This window comes from Acinetobacter sp. GN11, assembly GCF_054823985.1.
Map to the genome: position 1 here is coordinate 1 of NZ_JRVL01000021.1, position 24,026 is coordinate 24,026.

At 39.1% G+C, this 24,026-nt stretch carries 17 protein-coding genes and 1 pseudogene; 16 read left to right on the forward strand and 2 right to left on the reverse strand.

The window, feature by feature from the left end; genetic code table 11:
* The 12 genes and pseudogenes from NL42_RS02435 to galE all read left to right on the forward strand — a co-directional run.
* Positions 1 to 543 (forward strand): annotated as a pseudogene (locus tag NL42_RS02435) (glycosyltransferase family 1 protein); the annotation flags it as partial.
* A complete protein-coding gene (locus NL42_RS02440) occupies positions 543 to 2,681 on the forward strand; it encodes a bi-domain-containing oxidoreductase (RefSeq protein ID WP_461311644.1) in 2,139 nt (712 codons plus the stop codon). The pseudogene NL42_RS02435 and the gene NL42_RS02440, both read left to right, overlap by 1 nt.
* The gene (locus NL42_RS02445) at positions 2,678 to 4,492 is read left to right on the forward strand and encodes a heparinase II/III domain-containing protein (RefSeq protein ID WP_461311645.1); all 1,815 of its coding nucleotides are present in this window, start codon (positions 2,678 to 2,680) and stop codon (positions 4,490 to 4,492) included. The genes NL42_RS02440 and NL42_RS02445 overlap by 4 nt, the downstream gene beginning before the upstream one ends.
* Positions 4,489 to 5,700 (forward strand): glycosyltransferase family 4 protein, encoded by a 1,212-nt coding sequence (locus NL42_RS02450; protein WP_461311646.1) that lies wholly within the window; start codon positions 4,489 to 4,491, stop codon positions 5,698 to 5,700. The genes NL42_RS02445 and NL42_RS02450 overlap by 4 nt, the downstream gene beginning before the upstream one ends.
* A gap of 1 nt (position 5,701) precedes the next feature.
* Positions 5,702 to 6,310, forward strand: a complete 609-nt coding sequence (locus tag NL42_RS02455) for a sugar transferase (RefSeq protein ID WP_461311647.1) — start codon at positions 5,702 to 5,704, stop codon at positions 6,308 to 6,310.
* A complete protein-coding gene (locus NL42_RS02460; RefSeq protein ID WP_252610970.1) occupies positions 6,307 to 6,966 on the forward strand; it encodes a NeuD/PglB/VioB family sugar acetyltransferase in 660 nt (219 codons plus the stop codon). Before NL42_RS02455 ends, NL42_RS02460 begins: the two co-directional genes overlap by 4 nt.
* A 26-nt stretch (positions 6,967 to 6,992) precedes the next feature.
* Positions 6,993 to 8,168: a DegT/DnrJ/EryC1/StrS family aminotransferase gene (locus tag NL42_RS02465; protein WP_461311648.1), complete on the forward strand. Its 1,176-nt coding sequence runs from the start codon at positions 6,993 to 6,995 to the stop codon at positions 8,166 to 8,168.
* A gap of 141 nt (positions 8,169 to 8,309) precedes the next feature.
* Complete coding sequence (locus NL42_RS02470) at positions 8,310 to 10,184, forward strand: polysaccharide biosynthesis protein (protein WP_461311649.1); 1,875 nt, start codon at positions 8,310 to 8,312, stop codon at positions 10,182 to 10,184.
* An 11-nt stretch (positions 10,185 to 10,195) separates the two neighbouring features.
* Positions 10,196 to 11,071: a UTP--glucose-1-phosphate uridylyltransferase GalU gene (gene galU / locus NL42_RS02475; RefSeq protein WP_461311650.1), complete on the forward strand. Its 876-nt coding sequence runs from the start codon at positions 10,196 to 10,198 to the stop codon at positions 11,069 to 11,071.
* 117 nt (positions 11,072 to 11,188) lie between these two features.
* Complete coding sequence (locus NL42_RS02480) at positions 11,189 to 12,451, forward strand: nucleotide sugar dehydrogenase (RefSeq protein ID WP_461311651.1); 1,263 nt, start codon at positions 11,189 to 11,191, stop codon at positions 12,449 to 12,451.
* On the forward strand, positions 12,448 to 14,118 hold the full coding sequence (gene pgi / locus NL42_RS02485; protein ID WP_461311652.1) for a glucose-6-phosphate isomerase: 1,671 nt from the start codon (positions 12,448 to 12,450) through the stop codon (positions 14,116 to 14,118). Before NL42_RS02480 ends, pgi begins: the two co-directional genes overlap by 4 nt.
* Positions 14,111 to 15,127, forward strand: coding sequence for a UDP-glucose 4-epimerase GalE (gene galE / locus NL42_RS02490; RefSeq protein ID WP_461311653.1), 1,017 nt, complete (start codon positions 14,111 to 14,113; stop codon positions 15,125 to 15,127). Before pgi ends, galE begins: the two co-directional genes overlap by 8 nt.
* 43 nt (positions 15,128 to 15,170) lie before the next feature.
* On the opposite strand, the gene NL42_RS02495 is transcribed toward galE, so the two are convergent.
* Positions 15,171 to 16,541, reverse strand: coding sequence for a phosphohexomutase domain-containing protein (locus tag NL42_RS02495; RefSeq protein WP_461311654.1), 1,371 nt, complete (start codon positions 16,539 to 16,541; stop codon positions 15,171 to 15,173).
* Between the two features lie 375 nt (positions 16,542 to 16,916).
* Here NL42_RS02495 and lldP point away from each other — a divergent pair, with 375 nt between their 5' ends.
* The 4 genes from lldP (at position 16,917) to dld (ending at position 22,506) form a co-directional block, all read left to right on the forward strand.
* Complete coding sequence (lldP, locus tag NL42_RS02500) at positions 16,917 to 18,584, forward strand: L-lactate permease (RefSeq protein ID WP_461311655.1); 1,668 nt, start codon at positions 16,917 to 16,919, stop codon at positions 18,582 to 18,584.
* A 19-nt stretch (positions 18,585 to 18,603) separates the two neighbouring features.
* Complete coding sequence (gene lldR / locus NL42_RS02505; RefSeq protein WP_336169047.1) at positions 18,604 to 19,356, forward strand: transcriptional regulator LldR; 753 nt, start codon at positions 18,604 to 18,606, stop codon at positions 19,354 to 19,356.
* On the forward strand, positions 19,353 to 20,504 hold the full coding sequence (gene lldD / locus NL42_RS02510; protein ID WP_461311656.1) for an FMN-dependent L-lactate dehydrogenase LldD: 1,152 nt from the start codon (positions 19,353 to 19,355) through the stop codon (positions 20,502 to 20,504). Before lldR ends, lldD begins: the two co-directional genes overlap by 4 nt.
* Positions 20,505 to 20,799: 295 nt before the next feature.
* Positions 20,800 to 22,506: a D-lactate dehydrogenase gene (gene dld / locus NL42_RS02515; protein WP_461311657.1), complete on the forward strand. Its 1,707-nt coding sequence runs from the start codon at positions 20,800 to 20,802 to the stop codon at positions 22,504 to 22,506.
* A gap of 49 nt (positions 22,507 to 22,555) precedes the next feature.
* On the opposite strand, the gene NL42_RS02520 is transcribed toward dld, so the two are convergent.
* Positions 22,556 to 23,770 (reverse strand): amino acid aminotransferase, encoded by a 1,215-nt coding sequence (locus NL42_RS02520; protein ID WP_461311658.1) that lies wholly within the window; start codon positions 23,768 to 23,770, stop codon positions 22,556 to 22,558.
* Positions 23,771 to 24,026 lie beyond the last annotated feature (256 nt).

Genomic DNA, 24,026 nt, shown 5'->3' on the forward strand with positions numbered 1-24,026 from the left:
GCTTTTTTGCCACCTGCAAAGGCTGAACTAAAAGATATCTTATATACGTATGATCCAAAACTATTAGATTTATATAAAACAACATTAAAAAATCAGCAAAGGAAAATCATATTAACTAGTGCATTTCAACCAAATTTAGATGCTAAAGGCGTTGATATTTATACATTAGATTCTTTAATAGATATTTTTGCGAAATTAGCGCCAAAATATAAAGATGATTATTTCCTTATTGCTATTGCAAGTTACCCAGAAACTAGTTTTAGTCAAGAAATAAGAGCAAAGGTACGTTCACTTACTGGTAAATATGACAATCTTCTCTTTTTAGAGAATGATAAGAAAATATGGCCTCTTTTGGATGTAACGAAATTGTTTATTCGTGCGACAACCACAGATGGTGACTCTGTAAGTTTGAGAGAGGCATTATATTTTGGTGCTCCTGTTTTAGCATCGGATGTAGTGCCGAGACCCGATAATGTTATGTTGTTTAATTTAGAAAAAGATGATCTCAGTCAAAAAATTGATGAATATTTAGGAAGTTATTAATGAAACAAATTCTTCAAGATATGGCAAATGGTGGTACGACTGTGACCGAAGCTCCTGTACCTCAATGTTCAAAAGGTCATTTACTTATTTCAACTACCACTTCGCTAATCTCTGCTGGTACAGAGCGGATGTTAGTGGGCTTTGGTAAAGCTTCTTTAATTGATAAAGCTCGTCAACAACCAGAAAAAGTGAAAATGGTGCTTGAAAAAGTACAAACTGATGGGTTGCTAACTACTTACGATGCGGTTAAATCGAAATTAGCTCAGCCTTTAGCTCTTGGCTACTGTAATGTAGGTGTCGTGCAAGAAGTAGGTGCTGGAGTTGATGGTTTCCAAGTAGGTGATCGTGTCGTTTCAAACGGCCCTCATGCTGATATGGTTAAAGTACCCAAAAATCTTTGTGCAAAAATCCCAGATAATGTTGATGATGAATCTGCTTCATTTGCGGTAGTTGCTAGTATTGGTTTACAAGGTATTCGCCTTGCTCAGCCAACTTTAGGTGAAAGCTTTGTTGTAACTGGTGCTGGTCTGATTGGTTTGTTAACCATTCAAATGTTAAGAGCCAATGGTTGTCGCGTGCTCGCAATTGACTTTGACCAAAGTAAACTTGAGCTAGCAAAAAAAATTGGTGCAGAAATCTGTAATCCAGGTAAAGGCGAAGATCCTGTGGCAGCAGGTTTAGCTTTCAGTCGTGGTGTTGGTGTAGATGGCGTAATTATTACGGCATCGACAAAAGTCAGTGATCCAGTAACACAAGCGGCACGCATGAGCCGAAAGCGTGGCCGTATCATCTTGGTTGGCGTAACTGGTTTGGAGCTTAACCGAGCAGATTTTTATGAAAAAGAGCTAAGCTTCCAAGTTTCTTGTTCTTATGGACCAGGACGTTATGATGCTGAATATGAAGAGAAAGGCAATGATTATCCTGTAGGCTTTGTTCGCTGGACTGAACAGCGTAATTTTATTGCAGTGTTAGATATGTTGGCAGCTGGTACATTAAATGTAGAGCCACTTATTACTGAGCGTTTTCAATTTGAAGATGCGCCTAAAGCTTATAATGCACTTACTGAAGATAAATCTGGACTAGGGCTTTTATTAAAATATACCTCTCCAGTAGAAAGCCGTTTAGAAAAAAGGGTAGTTTTACGTCCAATTTCAATTGAGCCAAAGAATGCGGTAGTTGGTTTTATCGGTGCGGGTAACTACGCCTCTCGTATCTTAATTCCTGCTTTTAAAAAGGCTTCTTCCCAGCTACACACTATTGTGACCTCTGGTGGTATTAATGGTGTAATCCATGGTGAGAAAACCGGCTTTTCTGAAGCTTCTACAGATATTGAGGGTTTATTAAATAATAAAGATATTAATACAGTAGCCATTGCTACGCGTCATAATAGTCATGCTTATTTTGTTGAAAAAGTACTCTCAGCTGGTAAGAATGTTTTTGTTGAAAAGCCATTAGCGCTTACTTATGAAGAAATTGAAAAAGTAGAAGCTGTTTACAACCATAATATACACAGTAATCAATATGCTCGTGTTATGGTAGGTTTTAACCGTCGCTTTTCACCACAAGTACAAAAAATGAAGGCTTTGCTGAATACTGTAAAAGAGCCGAAAAGCTTTATTATGACTATGAATGCTGGTGCTATTCCTGCAGATCATTGGACACAAGATAATGCTGTAGGTGGTGGGCGTATTATTGGTGAAGCATGCCATTTTATTGATCTTATGCGTTTTCTGGCAGGTTCGAAAATCGTTTCTGTGCAAGCTAGACGTATGGGCGAAACTGATGCAGTACAGGTTCTAGAAGATAAAGCCTCGATTACGCTTGGTTTTGAAGATGGTTCTTTTGGAACAATTTTCTATTTGGCAAATGGAGCGTCCAATTTCCCGAAAGAGCGTGTGGAAGTATTTACAGCAGGCCGTGTGTTGCAATTAGATAACTTTAGAAAACTTAAAGCTTTTGGTTGGCCAGGGTTTAATAAAATGAACTTATGGCGACAAGATAAAGGCCAAGATGCTTGTGCAGCGGCATTTGTTGAAAGTATCCGTAATGGTAAAGAAACACCTATCCCAGCTGATGAAATTTTTGAGGTAGCTAGGGTAACTATTCAGGTTGCTGAAATTTTAAGAGCACAAACATGAGTTTGATCATGAAAGGTCAAACAGCTCTTGCATTAGGGCTGTTTAATTTGTTTAGAGTTTTTAAGTATCGGGTGGGTGTAAAAACAGGATTGAATCCTGTTCAAAAGCTATCTGCACAATTGCCACAGGGCTATTTCTTTAGTCAAAGTGGTCAATCTGAACAAATTAATATACCTGTCAAATCAACTTTAACTGCCTTTGGATATTTAAAATATCCATTGGCAGGGCAATTCCCGAATTGGTTTTATAGTCCTTTAACTCAGCATACTTTTCAACATATAGAAAAGCCTTGGTACCAAATCCCCGATTTTGATGAGAAGGTAGGGGATATTAAAGGGATATGGGAAGCTTCGCGTTTTGATTGGCTTATTAATCTTGTTTTGCAAGAATGTAAGGCAAGGAATGGTCAAGCCTTAGTTGAACTCGATTTATGGTTGAATGATTGGTGCAATAATAATCCTGCTTATTTAGGGCCAAATTGGAAATGTGGACAGGAAGCATCTATTCGTGTCATGCATATTATCAGTGCAATTATTGGCTTAGGAAAAATTAATCAGTTAAATGATAACATTTCAAGTTTTATTGAAGTTCATTTAAAACGTATTGAACCAACAATTGATTATGCAATTGCTCAAGATAATAATCACGGAACATCTGAGGCGGCCGCACTTTATATAGGTGGAGCAGTCTTAAATGCGAATAAGCCTTCGCCACAATATGAAAAATGGCAAGCATTAGGCGAGAAATGGTTAGTTAATAGGGCAAACAAGCTTATCATGCAAGATGGCGGCTTTAGTCAATATTCAATTAATTATCATCGAGTGATGTTGGATTCGTATTGTTTAGCTGAAATTGTAGGTCAGAAATTAAACCTAAAGCCTTTTTCAAAAAGTTTATATACTCAATTGCAAAAAGCTACTGACTGGTTATATGTACTAACTCAAGCTAATGGTGATGTTCCTAATCTAGGAGCAAACGATGGCGCTAAACTTATTCCTGTAAGCCAGACCGATTATCGTGATTTCAGACCAACAGTACAATTGGCTAGTACCTTATTCCACAAGCATAGTTACTATCAAGATTCAGGAACTTATGATCAAAGTTTAGAGTTTTTCCACATACATAAATTGGAAAAAGAGAACTGTAAATTACCTTCGCGAAACCAAATTTTCAATGAGAGTGGTTTAATTACTTCTAAAAATGATAATTTCTTTATTGCTTTCAAGTTGCCAAAATTTAAATTTCGTCCAAGTCAGTGTGATGGGTTGCATTTAGATGTTTGGTTTAAAGGTCAAAATATACTAAGAGATGGTGGGACATATAGTTATAATTCATCACCAAAAGACTTAGATTATTTCTCAGGCGTTGCAAGTCACAATACAGTTGAGTTCGATAAACACCAACAAATGCCACGTTTAAGTCGCTTCTTGTTTGGTGCTTGGATTACTCCAAAAAATTTAACGTATAAACCATATGAGTTTGGTTGTGGCTACCAGGACTATTGGCAGTGTGGACATCACCGTAAAGTTTTATTAACAGATAATCAAATAGAAGTAGTAGATAATATTTCTGGTTTTCAGCAGCAAGCTATTTTACGTTGGCGTTTACAACCAGATCATTGGATATTAAACAATAATATTTTAACCAATGGAAAAGTTGAGATAATTTTAGAAGCTGAGCATTCTATTTCTATTCATCTCACCGAGGGTGAAGAGTCGAGATATTATTATCAAAAGACTAAATTACCTGTTCTGGAAATTACAGCAACACAACCGACTACGATTTTTACCGTAATTAAAGATATAACATGAAGATTTTATATTTCCATCAGCATTTTTCTACACCAAAAGGGTCAGCTGGGATTCGTTCTTATGCAATGGCTCAATCATTGATTCGCAATGGGCATCAAGTCACTATGGTTTGTGGTTCTTTTGGTGCTGGTCAGACTGGTTTAACCCAACCTTTTAATAAGGGGGTGCGCCGTGGTGTAGTAGATGGTATTAATATTATTGAATTTGAATTGCCTTATTCAAATAGCTTATCGTTTTTAAAACGAATTCTAATTTTTTTAAGTTTTGCATTTAAATCAATTAAAGTTGCTTTGACTGAGCAATACGATATTGTTTTTGCAACTACTACTCCTTTAACAGCAGGCATTCCAGGTATTTTTGCTAAATGGTTACGTCGGAAACCTTTTGTTTTTGAAGTGCGTGACTTATGGCCTGAACTTCCGAAAGCTATGGGTGTAATAAAAAATCCTATTGTTTTATGGATGATGTCAGTGCTTGAGTGGACTTCTTATCATTCCGCTGATCGTTTAGTTGGTCTATCCCCTGGAATCGTGGATGGCATAATCAAACGTGGTATTGCACCAGAAAAAGTAGCCTCTATTCCTAATGGATGTGATCTAGACATTTTTGCTTCTGATCACCAACCCTGGCGTCCAGAAGGCGTAGAAGAAACTGACTTGATGGCAATTTTTACAGGGACGCATGGCTTGGCAAATGGTTTAAATGCTGTGTTAGATGTAGCTGTAGAATTGAAAGACCGTCAAAGAACAGATATTAAACTTGTTCTTGTGGGCGATGGTATGCAGAAAAAAGTATTAATGGAGCGAGCTGAAAAGCTTCAACTAGATAATGTGGTTTTTCATGACCCTGTTAACAAAGCAAAGTTGGCTGGCCTTATGGCAAGCGCAGATATTGGCTTGCAAATTTTAGCAAATGTTCCAGCTTTTTATTATGGTACATCTCCTAACAAATTCTTTGACTATATTTCGGCAGGTTTACCAGTCCTGAATAACTATCCAGGTTGGTTAGCTGAGTTAATTACAAAAGAACAATGTGGGTTTGCTGTGCCACCTGAAAATCCAAAAGCATTTGCTGATGCACTGGAACAAGCTGCGGATCAACGTGAGCAACTCCATCAGATGGGGCAAAATGGTCAGCAAGTTGCTAAAGAACAGTTTAACCGCTCTATTCTTTCTCAAAAGTTCTCTGACTGGGTAACAGGAGCATAATATGCTAAAGCGTTTACTGGATATTGTTATTGCTTCTATTGCTCTTACTTTGCTCTCGCCATTATATTTCTATGTTGCATATAAGGTGAAAAAAAACTTAGGCTCGCCAGTATTGTTTCGCCAAGTTCGCCCGGGGTTACATGGTAAGCCGTTTGAAATGATTAAGTTTCGAACTATGAAAGATGCAACAGATGCACAGGGTAACCCTTTACCAGATAGTGAGCGCCTAACGCCATTTGGTAAAATGCTTCGTTCTACGAGTTTGGATGAAATGCCTGAGCTTTGGAACGTGATTAAAGGTGATATGAGTATTGTAGGTCCAAGACCCCTACTGATGGAGTATTTGCCACTTTATAATAAAGAACAGGCGAAACGCCATGATGTACGTCCAGGAATGACTGGTCATGCTCAGATTAATGGACGTAATGCAATTGGCTGGGAAGAAAAATTTAAACTTGATACGTGGTACGTTGAAAATAGATCGCTTTGGTTAGACTTTAAAATAATGCTACAAACCGTTAAAAAAGTAATCGCTAAAGATGATATTAATGAAGCGGGTGAAGCTACGATGACCAAGTTTACAGGTTCAAAGTCGGAAGCAGATAAATGAGTAACCAGATCTATGCGATTTATGGTGCTTCAGGCTGTGGCCGCAGTTTGATGCCTGTTGCAAGACAACAGCTTCAACGTCAGGGTATTGCGGCTGAAATTTATTTTATTGATGATAGTTTACAAGAAGAAAAGATAGTAAACGGACATACGGCCTTAAACTATCAAACTTTTAAATCAATAGAATGCTCTAATAAGTATGTATTAATCGCTATTGCGAATAGTCAAATTCGTGAAAAAATTGCAAATCAGTTGGCTACAGATAATATTAAACTTTGGTCTGTACAAGCTGATAATACAGTCATTATGGATAACATTGAAATGGGTGAAGGTGCAGCCCTGAGCCCTTTTGTTTCAATTACATCAAATATAAAAATCGGTAAATGTTTTCATGCTAATTTATACAGTTATGTTGAGCATGACTGTGTGATTGGCGACTATGTAACTTTTGCACCGGGTGTTAAATGTAATGGCAATATTCGTATTGAAGATCATGCGTACATTGGTGCTGGAGCAGTCATTAAACAAGGTACACCTGATAAGCCTTTAGTCATTGGTAAAGGTGCTGTTGTGGGTATGGGTGCTGTAGTAACTAAAAGTGTAGCAGCTGGCGTAACAGTTGTCGGCAACCCTGCCAGAATTTTAGAAAGAAAGTAAGAAGTATTTTTTATTAGGAAATCAAAATGTTAAACACTGCATTTGAACCATGGCCAAGTTTTACTACAGAAGAAGCTGACGCAGTCAAAAATGTATTACTATCAAATAAAGTAAATTATTGGACTGGGCAAGAATGTAGAATCTTTGAAAAAGAATTTGCCGAGTTTTCTGGTACAAAATATGCGGTGGCTTTAGCAAATGGTACCGTTGCACTCGATGTTGCATTAAAAGCTTTAGATATTGGTGCAGATGATGACGTTATTGTGACGTCCCGTACTTTTCTTGCTTCAGCGAGTTCCATTGTAACCGCGGGTGCTAATCCTGTTTTTGCCGATGTAGAAGTAGATTCGCAGAATATTTCACGACGTACGATTGAAGCTGTCATTACACCAAATACGAAAGCGATTATTTGTGTACATTTGGCTGGTTGGATGTGCGATATGGATCCGATTATGCAACTTGCTGCTGAGCGTGGCATCTATGTTATTGAAGATTGCGCACAGGCTCATGGTGCAAAATATAAAGGTAAAGCTGCAGGATCAATTGGTCATATTTCTGCTTGGTCTTTTTGCCAAGATAAAATTATGACAACTGGTGGTGAGGGCGGTATGGTCACCACAAATGATGAGACACTTTGGAAAAAAATGTGGTCATATAAAGACCATGGAAAAAGTTACGATAGTATTTATAATAAACAACATCCTCCAGGCTTCCGTTGGTTGCACGACTCATTTGGTACCAACTGGCGCATGATGGAAATGCAAGCAGTTATTGGTCGAATTCAGTTAACACGTATGGCTGAATGGACACAAAAGCGTACTGAAAATGCCGGAAAGATTTTAAAAGCGTTTGAAAACTCCCCTTACTTTAACGTTCATATCCCTTCTGATGACTATGTACATGCATATTATAAATGTTATGTACAAGTGAATTTAGAGACGTTACCAGAAGGTTGGACACGTGATCGTATAATGCAAGAAATTAATGCCCAAGATGTGCCTTGTTTTAGTGGCTCTTGTTCTGAAGTTTATTTAGAGCATGCTTTTGATGGTACTCCATGGCGTCCAGAAAAACGTTTGGAAAATGCACAGCAATTAGGTGACACAAGCTTGATGTTCTTGGTGCATCCGACTTTAAGCCAAGATAATATAGCAAAGACAGTTAGTGCAATTAATGCAGTTAGTAGAGCTATACAATCATAAAAATGTGAAGCTATTCACATAGCTTTCTTTTGAATTATGATCTGATTTAAAGTTATGTAACCGCTGCGTAAATTTTATTTCTAGTTATATGAGAAATGAGTATAAATACCGCACGGTTACTAGAACGATTAGAAGAGTATTGTGAAAAAGATTATTTATCAGTTTGCGTCTGCCCCAAGACTTGCTAAACAATGTTTTTTGGTTCTTGTAGACCTTTTTGCGTTTCCTGTTATTTTGTGGTTATGTTACGCCATTCGACTATTTGATTTAGGTGCTGATGTTATCCCAGGTATTAACTATGGAGTAGCCATTGTTACTATCGTTGCTATTTTAAGTTTAATGCTAACTGGGGTATATCGCTTTATTGTCCGTACTTTTAATGAAGCCTTTATTGCAAAATTAGCGCTTGCTGTTGCCCTGATGGTGGTTGTTTTATATGGCCTAAATGCATTCTCTGCAGCTTTTGTTCCAACTTCAATTCCATTGATGTTTGGTTTCTTAATGTTTGGTTGGGTTTGGTGTAGCCGTGCATTCATTCGTTTTATTGTAAAAGCTTCATTACAGACTGGTGAAGAACCTAAGCGCATAGCAATTTATGGTGCTGGTGATGCTGGTCAGCAAATTGCAGCTGTGCTTTACCGTTCTGGCAACCACTTACCTGTATTTTTCATTGATGATAATAGTTCTTTGCAAGACCATATGGTTGGAGGCTTAAAAGTACTATCTTTAGAGAAAGCTTTACAGCGGTTTGGAAAGTATAAAACTGATGAAATTTTACTGGCATTACCTTCAGTAGGTCGCGTACGTAAAAGTGAAATTATCCAACAGCTAGAACCTGCACATCTTAAAATTACTGAACTTCCTGGTCTTACTCAGTTGGTTGATGGTGAGCTAAAAGTTGCTGATATTCGTGAAGTAGACATTGTTGATTTATTAGGACGTGATCCCGTACCCCCTGTAGATCATTTACTTGCAAAAAATATTCATAATAAAATCGTAATGGTAACAGGTGCGGGCGGTTCTATTGGCTCGGAGCTATGTCGACAAATTATTAAAAATCAACCTAAAATGTTGATTATTTATGAAATTACTGAATTTGCGCTTTACAGTATTGATAGAGAATTACGTCTAAATGCCCAATGTGAAATTGTCCCAATTTTAGGTACTGTTCAAGATCAACAAAAATTAGAACGTATTATTGAGCAATATAGTGTACAGACTGTTTATCATGCCGCCGCTTATAAACATGTACCTTTAGTAGAATGTAATCCAATTGCAGGATTAAAGAACAATGCGATTGGAACAGCGAATAGTTTAAATGCAGCTGTGAAAAAGGGTGTGGAGACATTTGTTCTCATCTCGACTGATAAAGCAGTACGTCCAACCAATGTTATGGGCGCCTCAAAACGCATGGCTGAACTTTATTGTCAGGCAATGGCTGAAGCTCAAAAGCAAACTCAAATTAGTATTGTACGTTTTGGTAATGTACTAGGCTCTTCGGGTTCTGTAGTGCCGTTATTTAAAAATCAGATTGCAAAAGGTGGTCCTATTACTGTGACTCATCCTGATGTAACACGTTACTTCATGACCATTCCTGAAGCCTCGCAGTTGGTTATTCAAGCTGGTGCTTTAGGTAAAGGCGGAGATGTCTTTTTACTTGATATGGGTGAACCTGTTCGTATTCAGGATTTAGCTCGACAAATGATTTCTTTAAGTGGTTTAACTGTGCGTGAAAAAGACTCAGTTCAAGGGGATATCGAAATTCACTATAGTGGATTACGCCCAGGAGAAAAACTTTACGAAGAATTATTAATTGATCAAGAAAATACTGAATATACCGAGCACAGTAGAATTCTTCGATCATTTGAAAAGTTCTATCCACTCACTGAAATTCAAGAAGTTTTTGATCGAGTAAATAATATGACTGCTGTTCAAAAAGATATTGATTGGGCTCTTTGTCAACTCGAACATTATGTTGATGGTTATAAACGTAGTAAAGATATTATGGTTAATTAGAGAGTGAATGTGTGATTAAAAAGGCAGTTTTACCTGTAGCTGGATTAGGTACACGTTTTTTACCAGCAAGTAAGTCAATTCCCAAAGAAATGGTCACAGTGGTTGATCGCCCTGCAATTGAATATGTCGTGCGGGAAGCTGTAGAGGCTGGAATTGAGCAAATTATTTTGGTAACTCATTCATCTAAGGCATCAATTGAAAATTATTTTGATCGAAACTTTGAACTAGAAACGACTCTAGAGCAAAAGAAAAAGTTCGATTTACTTGAAGAAATTACGCAGATTATTCCTTCTCATGTAAGTGTTGTAAGTGTAAGGCAACCCCAACCTTTGGGTTTAGGGCATGCTGTTTTATGTGCAAAAAGTATTGTTGGGCAAGATGACTTTGCTGTGTTATTGCCAGATGTATTAGTGCAAGATAACTCAGGAAAAAATGATCTATCGCGTATGATTTCACGCTATGAATCAAGTCAAGCTGCTCAAATCATGGTTGAGGCAGTACCAGACCATCTTGTAGATCAGTATGGAATTGTTGATGTAAAGCAAAGCCCGAATGAGGGTGAAAGTATTGCTATGCAGGGAATTATCGAAAAGCCTGCTATAGGTTCTGCACCGTCTAATTTATCTGTGGTGGGGCGTTATATTTTACCTGCTAAGATTATGCAGCTTTTGGAAAATACTCCGAAAGGCGCGGGCAATGAGATTCAGTTAACTGATGCTATTGCGATGCTTCAAGAAACTGAGACTGTTGAAGCCTATCGTATGCAAGGCCAGACTTTTGATTGTGGTAGCAAGCTTGGTTATTTGAAAGCTGTATTACACTATGGTGTTGCACACCCTAAGTTAGGATTGGAATTTAAACAGCTGATTCAAGAACTTAAATTATAAAGTTTTGTAGTTCTGCTTAAGCATTTGTAAAAACTACTGAATATAGTAGCTGAGCAGTATATTCTCTTCCTGTAAAGGGAAGAGAAATCTATAAAATACGAAAAAATCAGGTGTGCAATGAAAATCGCAGTATTTGGAACAACGTTACATGCCGGCGTGATGGCAGCGTTATTAGCTGAATATGGTAATCAAATTTACTGGTGTACAAGTGTCACCTGTGAAGAAAATATTTCTGTACTTTCGTATCAAGATCAAGACGTAAATAATTATTTAAATAAGCAGCGAAAAGCGGGTTTTTTAAAAGAGAGCCCTTTTTCTGAGATTCCTTTAGATATTGAAGTTTATTTATTCTGTTTTAGCCCAACACAAATTGAATTTGCATTAAAAACAGTAGAGAAACTGAGCGAACGACCTATTGTTCATCCGCGATTAATGATTAATGGCTCTACTTTTGGTTTGCATGGTACAGAGAAATTAAAACAGCATTTACCAAAAGATGAGTGGGTTTATTTTCCTGATGTGATTCAGGAAGGTAATGCTATCAACAGTGTATTGAATGTAAAACATGTCATTGTTGGTGTGGAATCTAGAGATGCAAGTGAAACCATGCAAGAGTTATTGCGTCCTTTTTTCCAATTTAGTTATCAATATTTATTTATGCCGATTTTAGATGCTGAGTTCACCAAACTGAGTATTTCAGGCATGTTGGCTACCCGCATTAGTTATATGAATGATTTGGCTATGGTTGCCGAAAAGTTAGGTATTGATATTGCGAATGTAAAGCATGGTATCGCTGCTGACACACGTATTGGTGCTGCATATTTATCGCCGGGTGTAGGATTTGGCGGTGAGAATTTTTCGCATGACATTTTAACACTTTCGAGTACTGTGTCTGAAACTGGAACAAAAAGCCGCCTTTTAGAACAGGTTTGGGCGATTAATGAGCAGCAGAAAGAAATTTTATTTCGTAAGTTATGGAATTATTATCACTGTAGTCTAAATGGTAAAACAGTTGCGATTTGGGGAGCTTCTTTTAAAGAAAATACTTCGAATATACATAACTCACCGATTCATATTTTATTAGCCGCATTATGGGCACAGGGTGTAATAGTACGTCTGCATGATCCTCAAGCTTTAGATGAAATAGCTGCAACTTATGGACATCGTGAAGATTTAATTTTATGTACGGACCAATATGAGGCGGTACGAGATGCTCATGCGCTATGTCTAGTCACGGCATGGAAGCAATATTGGAGTCCTGACTTTAAGCAACTACAACAGTTAATGAAGCATCCTTTAATTTTAGATGGACGTAATATTTATGATCCTGCCTATGTAAAGTCGAAAGGTTTTGCTTATGAAGGAGTAGGTCGCTTATGAGTAAATCAATTGAGCAATTTCCAAAGGACTTAGTCTCACCTTTAGCTCATCTTCAAAATTTAGGTGAAAAAAACTCAAAATTACATATAAAAGAGTTGTTTGCTTTAGAGCCAGATCGTTTTCAAAATTATTCTGTAAAATTTGATCAATTATTTTTTGATTATAGTAAGCACCGCTTAACCAAAGATATTTTGGGACAATTAGTAGCTCTTGCGAAGACTAAAAGCTTAACCGAATGGATTAATCGCCTTTTTTCACAAAATAAAATTAACTGTACTGAGCAACGTGAGGCAATGCACTGGGCATTGCGGTTACCGGCTGATTATTCAAAGTTTCCAGATTTAACAGAACAAGTTCATAGCCAGTTACAACGTATGTATGCCTTAGTGGAAAAAATCCATGCAGGGCAATATCGGGGTTCAACTGGTGAGGTGATTCAAGACGTTGTTAATATTGGGGTGGGTGGTTCTGATTTAGGACCACAAATGGTCACGCATGCTTTGTCTGATTTCAAGGTGAAAACGGCTAAGCCTTTAAATATTCACTTTGTTTCGACTATGGATGGTAGCCAGTTATCTGAGTTGCTCCATCAACTTCGTCCTGAAACAACTTTATTTATTATTTCATCTAAATCTTTTGGTACGATTGATACTTTATCAAATGCTCAAACGGTGCGTCAGTGGCTTGAAAAAGCTTTAGGAACACATGCTCGTGTATTAAAAAGTCACTTTATTGGTATATCTACAAAAGCTGACAAAATGTCAGAGTGGGGAATCGCGTCTGAAAACCAGTTACTGCTGTGGGATTGGGTAGGTGGGCGCTATTCTCTATGGTCTTGTATAGGATTGCCTATAGCATTGACGATTGGTGTGAACGGCTTCCAGCAACTTTTAGCAGGGGCTCATGCAGTTGATGAGCATTTTCAAAATACGAGTTTTGATCAAAATATTCCAGTTTTGATGGCATTGTTAGGAATCTGGAATAATAACTTTTTAAATATTCAGACTCATGCAGTATTACCCTATGATGGGCGATTAAAATATTTTGCGGCTTATCTGCAACAGTTAGAAATGGAATCCAATGGGAAGTCAGTACAGCGCAATGGCTTAAAAGTTGAGCTTGATACTTGCCCTATTATATGGGGCGAGGTTGGACCCAATGCCCAGCATGCTTTCTATCAGTTGTTACATCAAGGTTCACAAGCAGTAAGCTGTGATTTTATTGCGCCAATTCAACGTTATAACGCAGATCATTTTACCTATGTTGAAAATGCAGAAGCTCTAGTCGAGCAACATCATCTGGCACTTTCAAATTGTTTAGCGCAATCAAGATTATTAGCTTTTGGTAATGAAGCTTTAGACCCGACTGAATTAGATAATTTACCAATTTATAAGCAATATGAAGGCAATCAACCCAGTTCTACATTATTATTGAAAGAATTAAACCCCTATAGTTTAGGAATGTTGATTGCTTTATACGAGCATAAAGTCTTTGTGCAGTCTGTGATCTGGAATATTAATCCATTTGATCAGTGGGGAGTTGAGAAAGGTAAGCAGATTGCTGATCAGTTACTTCCGATTTTAAACGGTGTTCAAAATGATCTTTCAACACTTGATGCATCAACGCGCGGATTAATTAAAATATTGTTAGGAAAAGTAGATGGCTAAAATTCTAGTCACTGGTGGCGCAGGTTATATTGGTTCACATACTTGTGTTGAGCTTTTACAGGCTGGTCATGAAGTTATCGTTTTTGATAATCTTTCGAATAGTTCAGAAGAATCTTTAAATAGAGTTCAAGATATCGCCCAAAAAAGTTTAACTTTTGTGCAGGGTGATATCCGTAATGCGGATGAACTTGATCGTGTATTTCAAGATCATTCAATTGATGCTGTTATTCATTTCGCAGGTTTAAAAGCTGTGGGTGAAAGCCAAGAAAAACCGCTCATTTATTTTGATAATAATATTGCGGGTAGTATTCAACTGGTTAACTCGATGGAAAAGGCCGGTGTTTATGCACTTGTATTTAGCTCCTCTGCAACAGTGTATGACGAAGGCAATATATCGCCATTAAACGAAGACATGCCAACAGGTATGCCAAGTAATAACTATGGTTATACTAAGTTGATTGTTGAGCAATTATTGCAGAAGTTGTCGGCGTCTAATCCAGAGTGGTCAATCGCATTACTTCGTTATTTTAATCCAGTAGGTGCACATAAGAGTGGACGTATTGGTGAAGATCCACAAGGTATTCCAAATAATTTAATGCCTTATGTGACTCAAGTTGCTGTTGGCCGCCGTGAGAAGCTGTCTATTTATGGTAATGACTATGACACGGTAGATGGTACTGGTGTGCGTGACTATATTCATGTGGTTGACTTAGCGAATGCACATTTGTGTGCTTTAAACAACCGTTTACAGTCGAAAGGTTGCCGAGCATGGAATATCGGTACAGGTAATGGTTCATCTGTTTTGCAAGTTAAAGATACCTTTGAACAAGTTAATGGCATACCCGTAGCCTTTGAGTTTGTAGCACGTCGAGCTGGCGATGTTGCAACATCTTTTGCAGACAATAGCCGTGCAGTTGCTGAGTTAGGTTGGCAGCCGCAATATGGCTTAGAAGATATGCTCAAAGATAGTTGGAATTGGCAGAAGCAGAATCCTAATGGATATAATTAAATAGCAATAAAAAAGGAGCTGATAGCTCCTTTTTTATTATGAATTAGTTCTGAATCAACCCAGTCAGCTCATCTACATAATGCTGCATTTGTTGGGCTTGGCGATCCGCACGGCTTTCAATGTTAAGACGTAGCAAAGGTTCAGTATTTGAAGCGCGTACATTAAAGCGCCATGCACCAAAGTCTAGACTTACACCATCAGTACGGTCAATTTCTGGATTTTGATCAGCATAAAAATCGAAAATCTTTTGAATAGTGATCTGTGTATCAGCTACTTTAAAGTTGATTTCACCGCTACAAGGGAACTTGGTAATCATATTTTCAACCAGTGTTGAAAGTGTTTGTCCTGTTTCAGAGAGTAGAGCAACGGTGAGTAACCACGGGATCATGCCGCTGTCGCAATAAGCAAAGTCACGGAAATAATGATGAGCACTCATTTCGCCGCCATATACTGCATTGTGTTCACGCATCACGTCTTTAATGAATGCATGACCAGATTTTGACTGTACTGCAACACCTTTATATTCATCGACTATATCAAACGTATTCCACACTAAACGCGGGTCATGAACAATTTTTTCGCCAGGTTGTTTAATCAAGAAAGCTTGGGCTAAGAGACCAACAATATAGTAGCCCTCAATGAACTGACCTTTTTCATCAAACAAGAAACAGCGGTCAAAGTCGCCGTCCCACGCAATTCCCATATCTGCTTTATGCTCAATTACAGCATTTCGGGTACTGTCACGGTTTTCAATTAAAATTGGGTTAGGAATCCCATTTGGGAAAGTACCATCTGCTTCATGGTGAATTTTAATAAACTCAACTGGTACATTAAGGGCTTTAAATTTTTCTTCAATAGCATCAATCATGTGACCAGCTGCACCATTGCCCGCGTTTACCACCAATTTAAGGGGACGGATTTTTGCTGGTTCAATATAGGTAATTAAGTGATCAACGAACTCGGGCAAAATGTTATAACTTTGTGTTGTACCTTTTTGGCTAACTTCTTCAAAGTGATTAGTTTCTGCTAAAGCCTTAATCTCTTTTAAACCCGTATCTGCACTAATTGGACGAGCATTTTCTCGAACCAGTTTCATACCGTTATAGTCCATTGGGTTATGACTAGCGGTAACTTCAATTCCACCTTGTACATCTAAGTGGAAAGCAGCGAAGTAAACTTCTTCAGTTCCTGTCATGCCTAAGTCAAGCACATTCACGCCAGCATCATTTAAACCACGGATGGTCGCTTGTTTTAAATCTTCACTGCTTAGACGAATATCACAACCTACAACTACAGTCTTTGGTTTATAGATCTGTCCGTAAGCACGACCAATTTTATAAGCGATTTCTTCATTCAATTCGGTGCCGAGTTTGCCTCGGATATCATAGGCTTTAAAACACGTTAAAGTAGTCATTATTCAGTTCAATACAAATGATTTGAGTTTTGAGCATTATTATACATTTCTCAATAAATGGTTATGTTTATAGTTTTTATATTCAAGTTTTACGCTTCATTTCAATAGACCATCTTTCAATTTATAAGAACGTTTTTTTACGACTTTAGTCTAATAAATAAATCTATAAGTTCGGAGTGGCTTGATTTTGCTTAGCCAATTGGTAATACCAATTTTAATGGTTATTTAATAATTGACCTTGAGAATGGCTATGTTTATGATGCATATTGTGGTTCAAGGAATAGCATTTGCACTTAATTTTTAATTGGTCATACCAATTGTGCTAAATGTTTAAAATTTTAAGGTACAAAAAATTCGCCCCGGCATTTCAAGGAGATGACAATGCTCAATATGTGGCAACAACTTTATGACCCTTTAAATAATATTTGGCTGTCCAGTGCAGTTGCATTAATCCCGATTATTTTCTTCTTTTTAGCTTTGGCTGTTTTCCGTCTAAAAGGCAGTATCGCGGGTACAGGCACAGTCATTATTGCACTATTGATAGCACTCTTTTTCTATCAAATGCCGGGTCAAATGGCCTTTGCTTCTATCATTTATGGTTTTTTCTACGGTCTATGGCCAATTTCATGGATCATTATCGGGGCAGTTTTTCTATATAAAATTTCGGTAAAAACAGGTCAGTTTGAGGTTATTCGTTCAAGTATTTTGTCGATTACCGAAGACCAACGTCTGCAAATGTTACTAGTTGGTTTTGCATTTGGTACTTTCCTTGAGGGAGCGGCGGGCTTTGGTGCTCCTGTTGCAATTACCGCTGCACTGCTTGTAGGTTTAGGCTTTAAACCACTTTACGCTGCCGGCTTATGTTTGATTGTAAACACAGCGCCAGTTGCATTTGGTGCAATGGGTATTCCAATTATTGTGGCGGGGCAGGTTTCTGGTGTAGATACCATGGAAATTAGCCAGATGGTTGGACGTCAGTTGCCGTTTTTAACGCTGATAGTACTGTTCTGGATTATGGCGATTATGGATGGCTGGCGTGGTGTTAAGGAAACTTGGCCTGCTGTATTAGTGGGTGGTGGCGCTTTTGCGATTGCACAATATCTTACATCTAATTTTATTGGTCCTGAATTACCGGATATTACAGCGGCAATTGCTTCATTGGTCAGCCTGACTGTGTTGTTCCGTTTTTGGAAACCAAAACATATTTTCCGTTTTGAACCTGAAGCTGGTCAAACTTTGGTTCAGCAACCTACAACGGTTCAACGTTATAGTATTGGAAAAATTGCTAAGGCGTGGTCTCCATTTGCAATCTTAACGGTGATGGTCACCATCTGGAGTGTTAAGCCGTTTAAAGCATTATTTGCAAAAGATGGTGCACTGGAACATTTAATTTTCAAAATTGAAGTGCCGTACTTGCATAAATTGGTCGAGAAAATGCCGCCAATTGTGGCAGAGATGAAGCCATACGAAGCGATTTATAAGTTTGACTGGTTCTCTGCAACAGGTACGGCAATTTTTATTGCTGCAATCATCACTGCTATTTTCTTGAAAATGAAAGCAAGTGAAGCAGTAACGACTTTTGGTGAAACACTCAATGAGTTGAAAACACCGATTTACTCGATTGGTATGGTGTTGGCGTTTGCTTTTATTGCGAACTATTCAGGTTTATCTGCAACTTTAGCTTTGGCTCTATCGCATACGGGTCATGCGTTTACTTTCTTCTCGCCATTTTTGGGTTGGCTGGGTGTGTTCCTTACAGGTTCAGATACATCTTCAAATGCTTTGTTCTCGGCATTACAGGCGACCACTGCTCAGCAGATTGGTATTCCAGAAGTATTGCTTGTAGCAGCGAATACCAGCGGTGGTGTAACAGGTAAGATGATTTCTCCACAGTCCATTGCGATTGCTTGTGCAGCGGTAGGATTAGTTGGAAAAGAGTCTGACTTGTTCCGTTTCACGGTAAAACATAGCATCATATTCACTGTCTTTGTTGGCATCATTATTACGGTTCAGGCTTATCTGGTTCCGTGGATGATTCCATAACTCCAGTGAAGGAAACGCGATGAGAATCTCCGATCAAGTGGTCATGAAATTGCAGGCATTAATTGAAGAGCGTCACATGAAAAAAGGTGAACGTTTGCCTGCCGAGCGCCAGCTTGCAACTAGCTTAGGGGTTTCTCGTCCGTCTTTACGTGAAGCGATTCAACAGCTCAATAGTCAAGGTGTGCTAATCAGCCGCCGCGGAGATGGGACTTATATTCAGCAGTTACCTGAACAGTGGCCACAGCAACTGATTGTGAACCCAATTAGTAACCTGATTGAAGAAGATCCGTTGTACCGTTTTGATGTGCAAGAGGCGCGGTTATTACTTGAAGGTGGTACTGCATGGTATGCCGCATTGCGCTCAACACCTGAAGATCGCGCCAAAATCCGTCATTATTTTAATGAAATTAGTCGTCATCAAAATGCGGGTGACTCAGCACAAGCTGCGGTGGCAGATGCTGAATTCCACTTGGCGATTGCAGAAGCATCTCACAATGTTGTACTGATTCAGATGATGCGTAGCTTGTTTGATTTACTGCAATACAACGTCTTGTTGGGACGTAAAAAAGTTTATAACGATCCAATAAATAGTGACTTGCTGAGTGAGCAGCATTTTCAGGTCATGGATGCGATCGATCGTAAAGATCCAGAGGCCGCGCGCCAAGCTGTCTGCGGTCATATTGAATTTGTAATTAATCATGTACGTTCTCTGAATGAAGACGAAGCTCGTCAGAAACGTGCGAACCGTTTAAATAGAGTTGATTCAAAATGATTATTTCTTCTGGCAATGATTATCGTGCTGCGGCACAACGTCGCTTACCTCCATTTTTATTTCATTACATTGATGGTGGAGCGTATTCGGAATATACCTTAAAGCGTAACGTACAAGATTTGTCAGAAATTGCATTGCGTCAACGTGTGCTGAATGACATGTCAGCGTTAAGTTTAGAGACAAAACTGTTTAATGAAACATTGTCGATGCCAGTTGCGTTGGCACCGGTTGGTTTAACAGGCATGTATGCGCGTCGCGGCGAAGTTCAAGCTGCGATGGCAGCTGACAAAAAGGGCATTCCATTTACGCTTTCAACGGTTTCGGTATGTCCGATTGAAGAAGTTGCGCCTGCAATTAATCGTCCTATGTGGTTCCAGCTTTATGTATTACGTGACCGTGGGTTTATGCGTAATGCTTTGGAACGTGCAAAAGCGGCGGGCTGCTCAACACTTGTATTTACCGTAGATATGCCTGTGCCGGGTGCGCGTTACCGTGATGCTCATTCGGGAATGAGTGGACCAAATGCTGCAATGCGTCGTTATATGCAGTCTATGTTCCATCCACATTGGTCGTGGAATGTCGGCCTAATGGGCCGTCCGCACGACTTGGGAAATATCTCTAAATATTTAGGTAAACCGACTGGGCTTGAAGACTATATTGGCTGGTTAGGCTCGAACTTTGACCCATCGATTTCATGGAAAGACCTTGAGTGGATTCGTGAGTTTTGGGATGGCCCAATGGTGATTAAGGGTATTTTAGACCCTGAAGATGCCAAAGATGCTGTGCGTTTTGGTGCAGATGGCATTGTGGTGTCAAACCATGGCGGTCGTCAGTTAGATGGCGTAATGTCGTCTGCTCGTGCATTGCCTGCAATTGCTGATGCGGTGAAAGGTGATTTGGCGATTTTGGCTGACTCAGGCATTCGTAATGGTCTAGATGTGGTGCGGATGTTGGCGCTTGGTGCCGATACGGTTTTACTTGGCCGTGCATTTGTTTATGCCTTGGCAGCAGCAGGTGGGCAAGGGGTGTCGAACTTGCTTGATTTGATTGATAAGGAAATGCGTGTTGCGATGACGCTCACGGGTGCTAAGTCGATTCAGGATATTAATGCGGATTGTTTAGTACAGGCGATGAAGCAAGGTTTTTAAGAAATAACTTTTTAAGTGAAGCAATAAGTATAGCCTCAAAATTTGGTGATTTGCTAAAGTTTTGCGTGTAGGCATTTGTCACTTTTGAAAGGTCAAAAGTAACCAAAAACCTTTTGTTGAGCAAACAGTACTTCCTTGTACAGTTGCTCAACTGGCGGCATCCCTGCCGCCCCACGATAGTAAATATAGGGCTGATTCGAATTAGAGAATGAGCTAATTAAATTATAAATTACAAACGGTAAGACTCCGTCGTATTGGTCTAATTTGATAAATGGATGACCAAAAGGAAACCATCATGCAAACACTTTCTCCTCAAGCAGTGATCGAACGCTTACAAAATATTGTAGGGCGTTCTTATGTTTTGACCGATGATCAAAGCACGCGTCAGTACCGTCAAGGTCGTCGTTTTGGTGAGGGGAAAGTGTTTGCTGTGGTGGTGCCGGGCACATTGCTAGAGCAATGGCAGGTACTCCAAGCTGCTATTGAAGCAGATTGTATTGTGATTATGCAGGCGGCCAATACAGGACTCACTGGCGGTTCAACCCCATATGGCGATGATTATGATCGTCCTGTTTTAGTCATGAGTACGCGCCGATTAAAGGGCATTCAGGTCATTCATGATGGTAAGCAAGTGATTTGTTTACCGGGCGCGACTTTAGATAATTTAGAACAAATTTTAAAAGGCTATGATCGTGAGCCACATTCAGTAATTGGTTCATCTTGTATTGGGGCATCAGTATTAGGCGGTGTTTGTAATAACTCGGGCGGTGCCTTGGTACGCCGTGGTCCTGCGTATACTGAACTGGCGTTATATGCTCAGGTCAATGCTGCTGGTCAATTAGAACTGGTGAACCATTTAGGGGTGAATTTAGGCTCGACACCCGAAGAAATTTTGACTCGTTTAGAGAAGCAGCAATATCAAGCGGTAGATATTTTAGATGACAGTGAAAAACAGGCGTCTGACCACCGTTATGCCCACGATGTGACTCAAGTTGATGAAGATACACCCGCTCGTTTTAATGCAGACCCGTCACGATTGTTTGAAGCCTCAGGTTCGGCAGGTAAAGTTTGTGTGTTTGCGGTTCGTCTTGATACTTATGAAAAAGTAGAGAGCAATGTCTTTTATATAGGTACTAATGATGCTGATGACTTAACAGCCATTCGTCGTTACTTACTAACCTCACTGCCAAGTTTACCGATTGCAGGTGAATATATCCACCGAGATGCTTACTTAATTGGTGAAAAGTACGGAAAAGACACCTTCTTATTTATTGAAAAGTTTGGCACAGCCAATGTTCCAAAAGCCTTTGCGATGAAAGATAAAGTCGATGGTTTCTTAGAACGATTTAAAATTAAAGGCTTAACAGACCAGATTTTACAGGCGATTACGTTCTTTTTACCGAGTCATTTGCCTAAGCGTATGACCGAGTATCGAGACCGTTATGAGCATCATTTAGTTTTACGTGTTGAAAATAATTCGAAAGCACAAACTGAACAATTTTTAAAAGAATATTTTGCAGTGCACCAGTCAGGTAGTTATTTCGTATGTAGCGAAGAAGAAGGACGAAAGGCATTCTTACATCGTTTTGCGATTGCAGGTGCTGCAATTCGTTATCGCGATACACACCGTAGTGAAGTTGAAGATATTGTGGCGCTTGATATTGCGTTACGTCGCAATGACCGTGAATGGGTAGAGCAGCTGCCAGCCGAGATGGAAAAGAACATCCTCCATAAACTCTATTATGGGCACTTCTTTTGTCATGTTTTCCATCAGGATTACATTCTGAAAAAGGGCCATGACCCTTTAGAAATGGAACATCAAATGTGGAAGTTGCTCGATGCGCGCCGTGCTGAGTATCCGGCAGAGCATAATGTTGGGCATCTCTACATTGCCAAACCTGCATTAGCCAACTTTTATCAAAAACTTGACCCAACCAATAGCTTTAATGTGGGGATTGGGCATACCTCAAAACTAAAATATTGGGGCAAAACCAAATCTTAATATCGAGAAATAAAAAAAAGGCGCCGAAGCGCCTTTTTTAATAGATGTATTATGCCGCTTCTGTTGATTTAGCAAGCACTTCTGCAACTGCTTTAGCAACAGTGTAAACATTGTTCATGTTTAAACCTGCTACACAAATACGGCCACTACGTACTAAGTAGATTGCATATTCTTCACGCAAGATATCAACTTGCTCAGCAGTTAGACCTGTGTAACTGAACATACCTTTTTGGTTTACAAGGTAGCTAAAGTCACGGTCTGGTAATGCTTTAGTGAGTTCATCTTTTAAGATGCTACGCATTTTGATAATACGTTCACGCATCTCTTTCACTTCACCTTGCCATTGTTGGTTAAGTTCAGCGTCATTTAACACTTCATCAACTAACCAAGCACCTGTTGTCGGTGGGCTAGAGTAAATACGGCGTACAGTTGCTTTTAACTGACCGAATGTGCACTGAGCAGCTTCTGCATCGTCACAAACGAAAGTTAAGCCGCCAACGCGCTCGCCATATAAAGAGAAGATTTTAGAGAACGAGTTGCTCACAATGAAGTTTAGACCCGCTTGGTCTAAAGCACGGATTGCATACGCATCTTCTTCCATACCATCGCCAAAACCTTGGTAAGCGATGTCTAGGAAAGGAATAAGGTTACGATCTTTTAATACCGCAATCACTTGATCCCATTGCGCTGGGTTTAAGTCAGCACCAGTTGGGTTGTGGCAGCATGGGTGCAACAACACAATGCTTTGCTCAGGCAAAGTTTTAAGTGTAGACAACATACCGTCAAAATCTACACCACGAGTTTCGTTGTCGAAATATGGGTAGAAATGCGTCTTGATGCCAGCGCCACTGAAAATCGCAACGTGGTTATCCCAAGTTGGTTGGCTTACCCAAACATCTGAATTTGGGAAATAAGTTTTTAAGAAGTCAGCACCAACTTTCAATGCACCTGAACCACCAAGCGTTTGGATGGTTACAGCACGGCCCGCTTTAACTGCTGGACTGTTTGCACCAAATAAAAGTGCTTGAATTGCTTCACGGTAAGGTTTGAAGCCTTCCATTGGCAAGTAAAGTTTGGTTTTACCGTTCTTAGGCTCAATACGCTTTTGCGCTTCAATAATAGTCTCTAACTGAGGAACAATACTGTCTTCGTTATAGTAAAGACCAATACTCAAGTTTACTTTTTCAGAACGAGTATCAGCATTGAACTGTTCCATTAAAGAGAGAATTGGATCGCCTGCGTATGGGGGGATATGTTGAAACATCAAAAAAGTCCTTTCATTCAACAATATGCATAGAGTTAAGTTTTTTCTGTCTCGAAAAATACATTACATCTATGTCGATGCTCAATAATGTACCAATAAAGCTACTGTGAAGCACCAGATAATTTCACTAATATCGATATTTTCCAGAAGAAACAATAAAAAAGATTTAAAAGAAATTACGGTAAATAGATACTAATTTATAACTCATGATTTTATTCAAATAGATTGTCTACAATCTTGCTGTAATACATGCCTT

What these genes read in the sequence shown, in the direction of transcription:
- NL42_RS02440 (WP_461311644.1), top strand. Translation starts at nt 543, where the DNA reads ATGAAACAAATTCTTCAAGATATGGCAAATGGTGGTACGACTGTGACC.
- NL42_RS02445 (WP_461311645.1), top strand. Translation starts at nt 2,678, where the DNA reads ATGAGTTTGATCATGAAAGGTCAAACAGCTCTTGCATTAGGGCTGTTT.
- NL42_RS02450 (WP_461311646.1), top strand. Translation starts at nt 4,489, where the DNA reads ATGAAGATTTTATATTTCCATCAGCATTTTTCTACACCAAAAGGGTCA.
- NL42_RS02455 (WP_461311647.1), top strand. Translation starts at nt 5,702, where the DNA reads ATGCTAAAGCGTTTACTGGATATTGTTATTGCTTCTATTGCTCTTACT.
- NL42_RS02460 (WP_252610970.1), top strand. Translation starts at nt 6,307, where the DNA reads ATGAGTAACCAGATCTATGCGATTTATGGTGCTTCAGGCTGTGGCCGC.
- NL42_RS02465 (WP_461311648.1), top strand. Translation starts at nt 6,993, where the DNA reads ATGTTAAACACTGCATTTGAACCATGGCCAAGTTTTACTACAGAAGAA.
- NL42_RS02480 (WP_461311651.1), top strand. Translation starts at nt 11,189, where the DNA reads ATGAAAATCGCAGTATTTGGAACAACGTTACATGCCGGCGTGATGGCA.
- pgi (WP_461311652.1), top strand. Translation starts at nt 12,448, where the DNA reads ATGAGTAAATCAATTGAGCAATTTCCAAAGGACTTAGTCTCACCTTTA.
- galE (WP_461311653.1), top strand. Translation starts at nt 14,111, where the DNA reads ATGGCTAAAATTCTAGTCACTGGTGGCGCAGGTTATATTGGTTCACAT.
- NL42_RS02495 (WP_461311654.1), bottom strand. Translation starts at nt 16,541, where the DNA reads ATGACTACTTTAACGTGTTTTAAAGCCTATGATATCCGAGGCAAACTC.
- lldP (WP_461311655.1), top strand. Translation starts at nt 16,917, where the DNA reads ATGACAATGCTCAATATGTGGCAACAACTTTATGACCCTTTAAATAAT.
- lldR (WP_336169047.1), top strand. Translation starts at nt 18,604, where the DNA reads ATGAGAATCTCCGATCAAGTGGTCATGAAATTGCAGGCATTAATTGAA.
- lldD (WP_461311656.1), top strand. Translation starts at nt 19,353, where the DNA reads ATGATTATTTCTTCTGGCAATGATTATCGTGCTGCGGCACAACGTCGC.
- dld (WP_461311657.1), top strand. Translation starts at nt 20,800, where the DNA reads ATGCAAACACTTTCTCCTCAAGCAGTGATCGAACGCTTACAAAATATT.
- NL42_RS02520 (WP_461311658.1), bottom strand. Translation starts at nt 23,770, where the DNA reads ATGTTTCAACATATCCCCCCATACGCAGGCGATCCAATTCTCTCTTTA.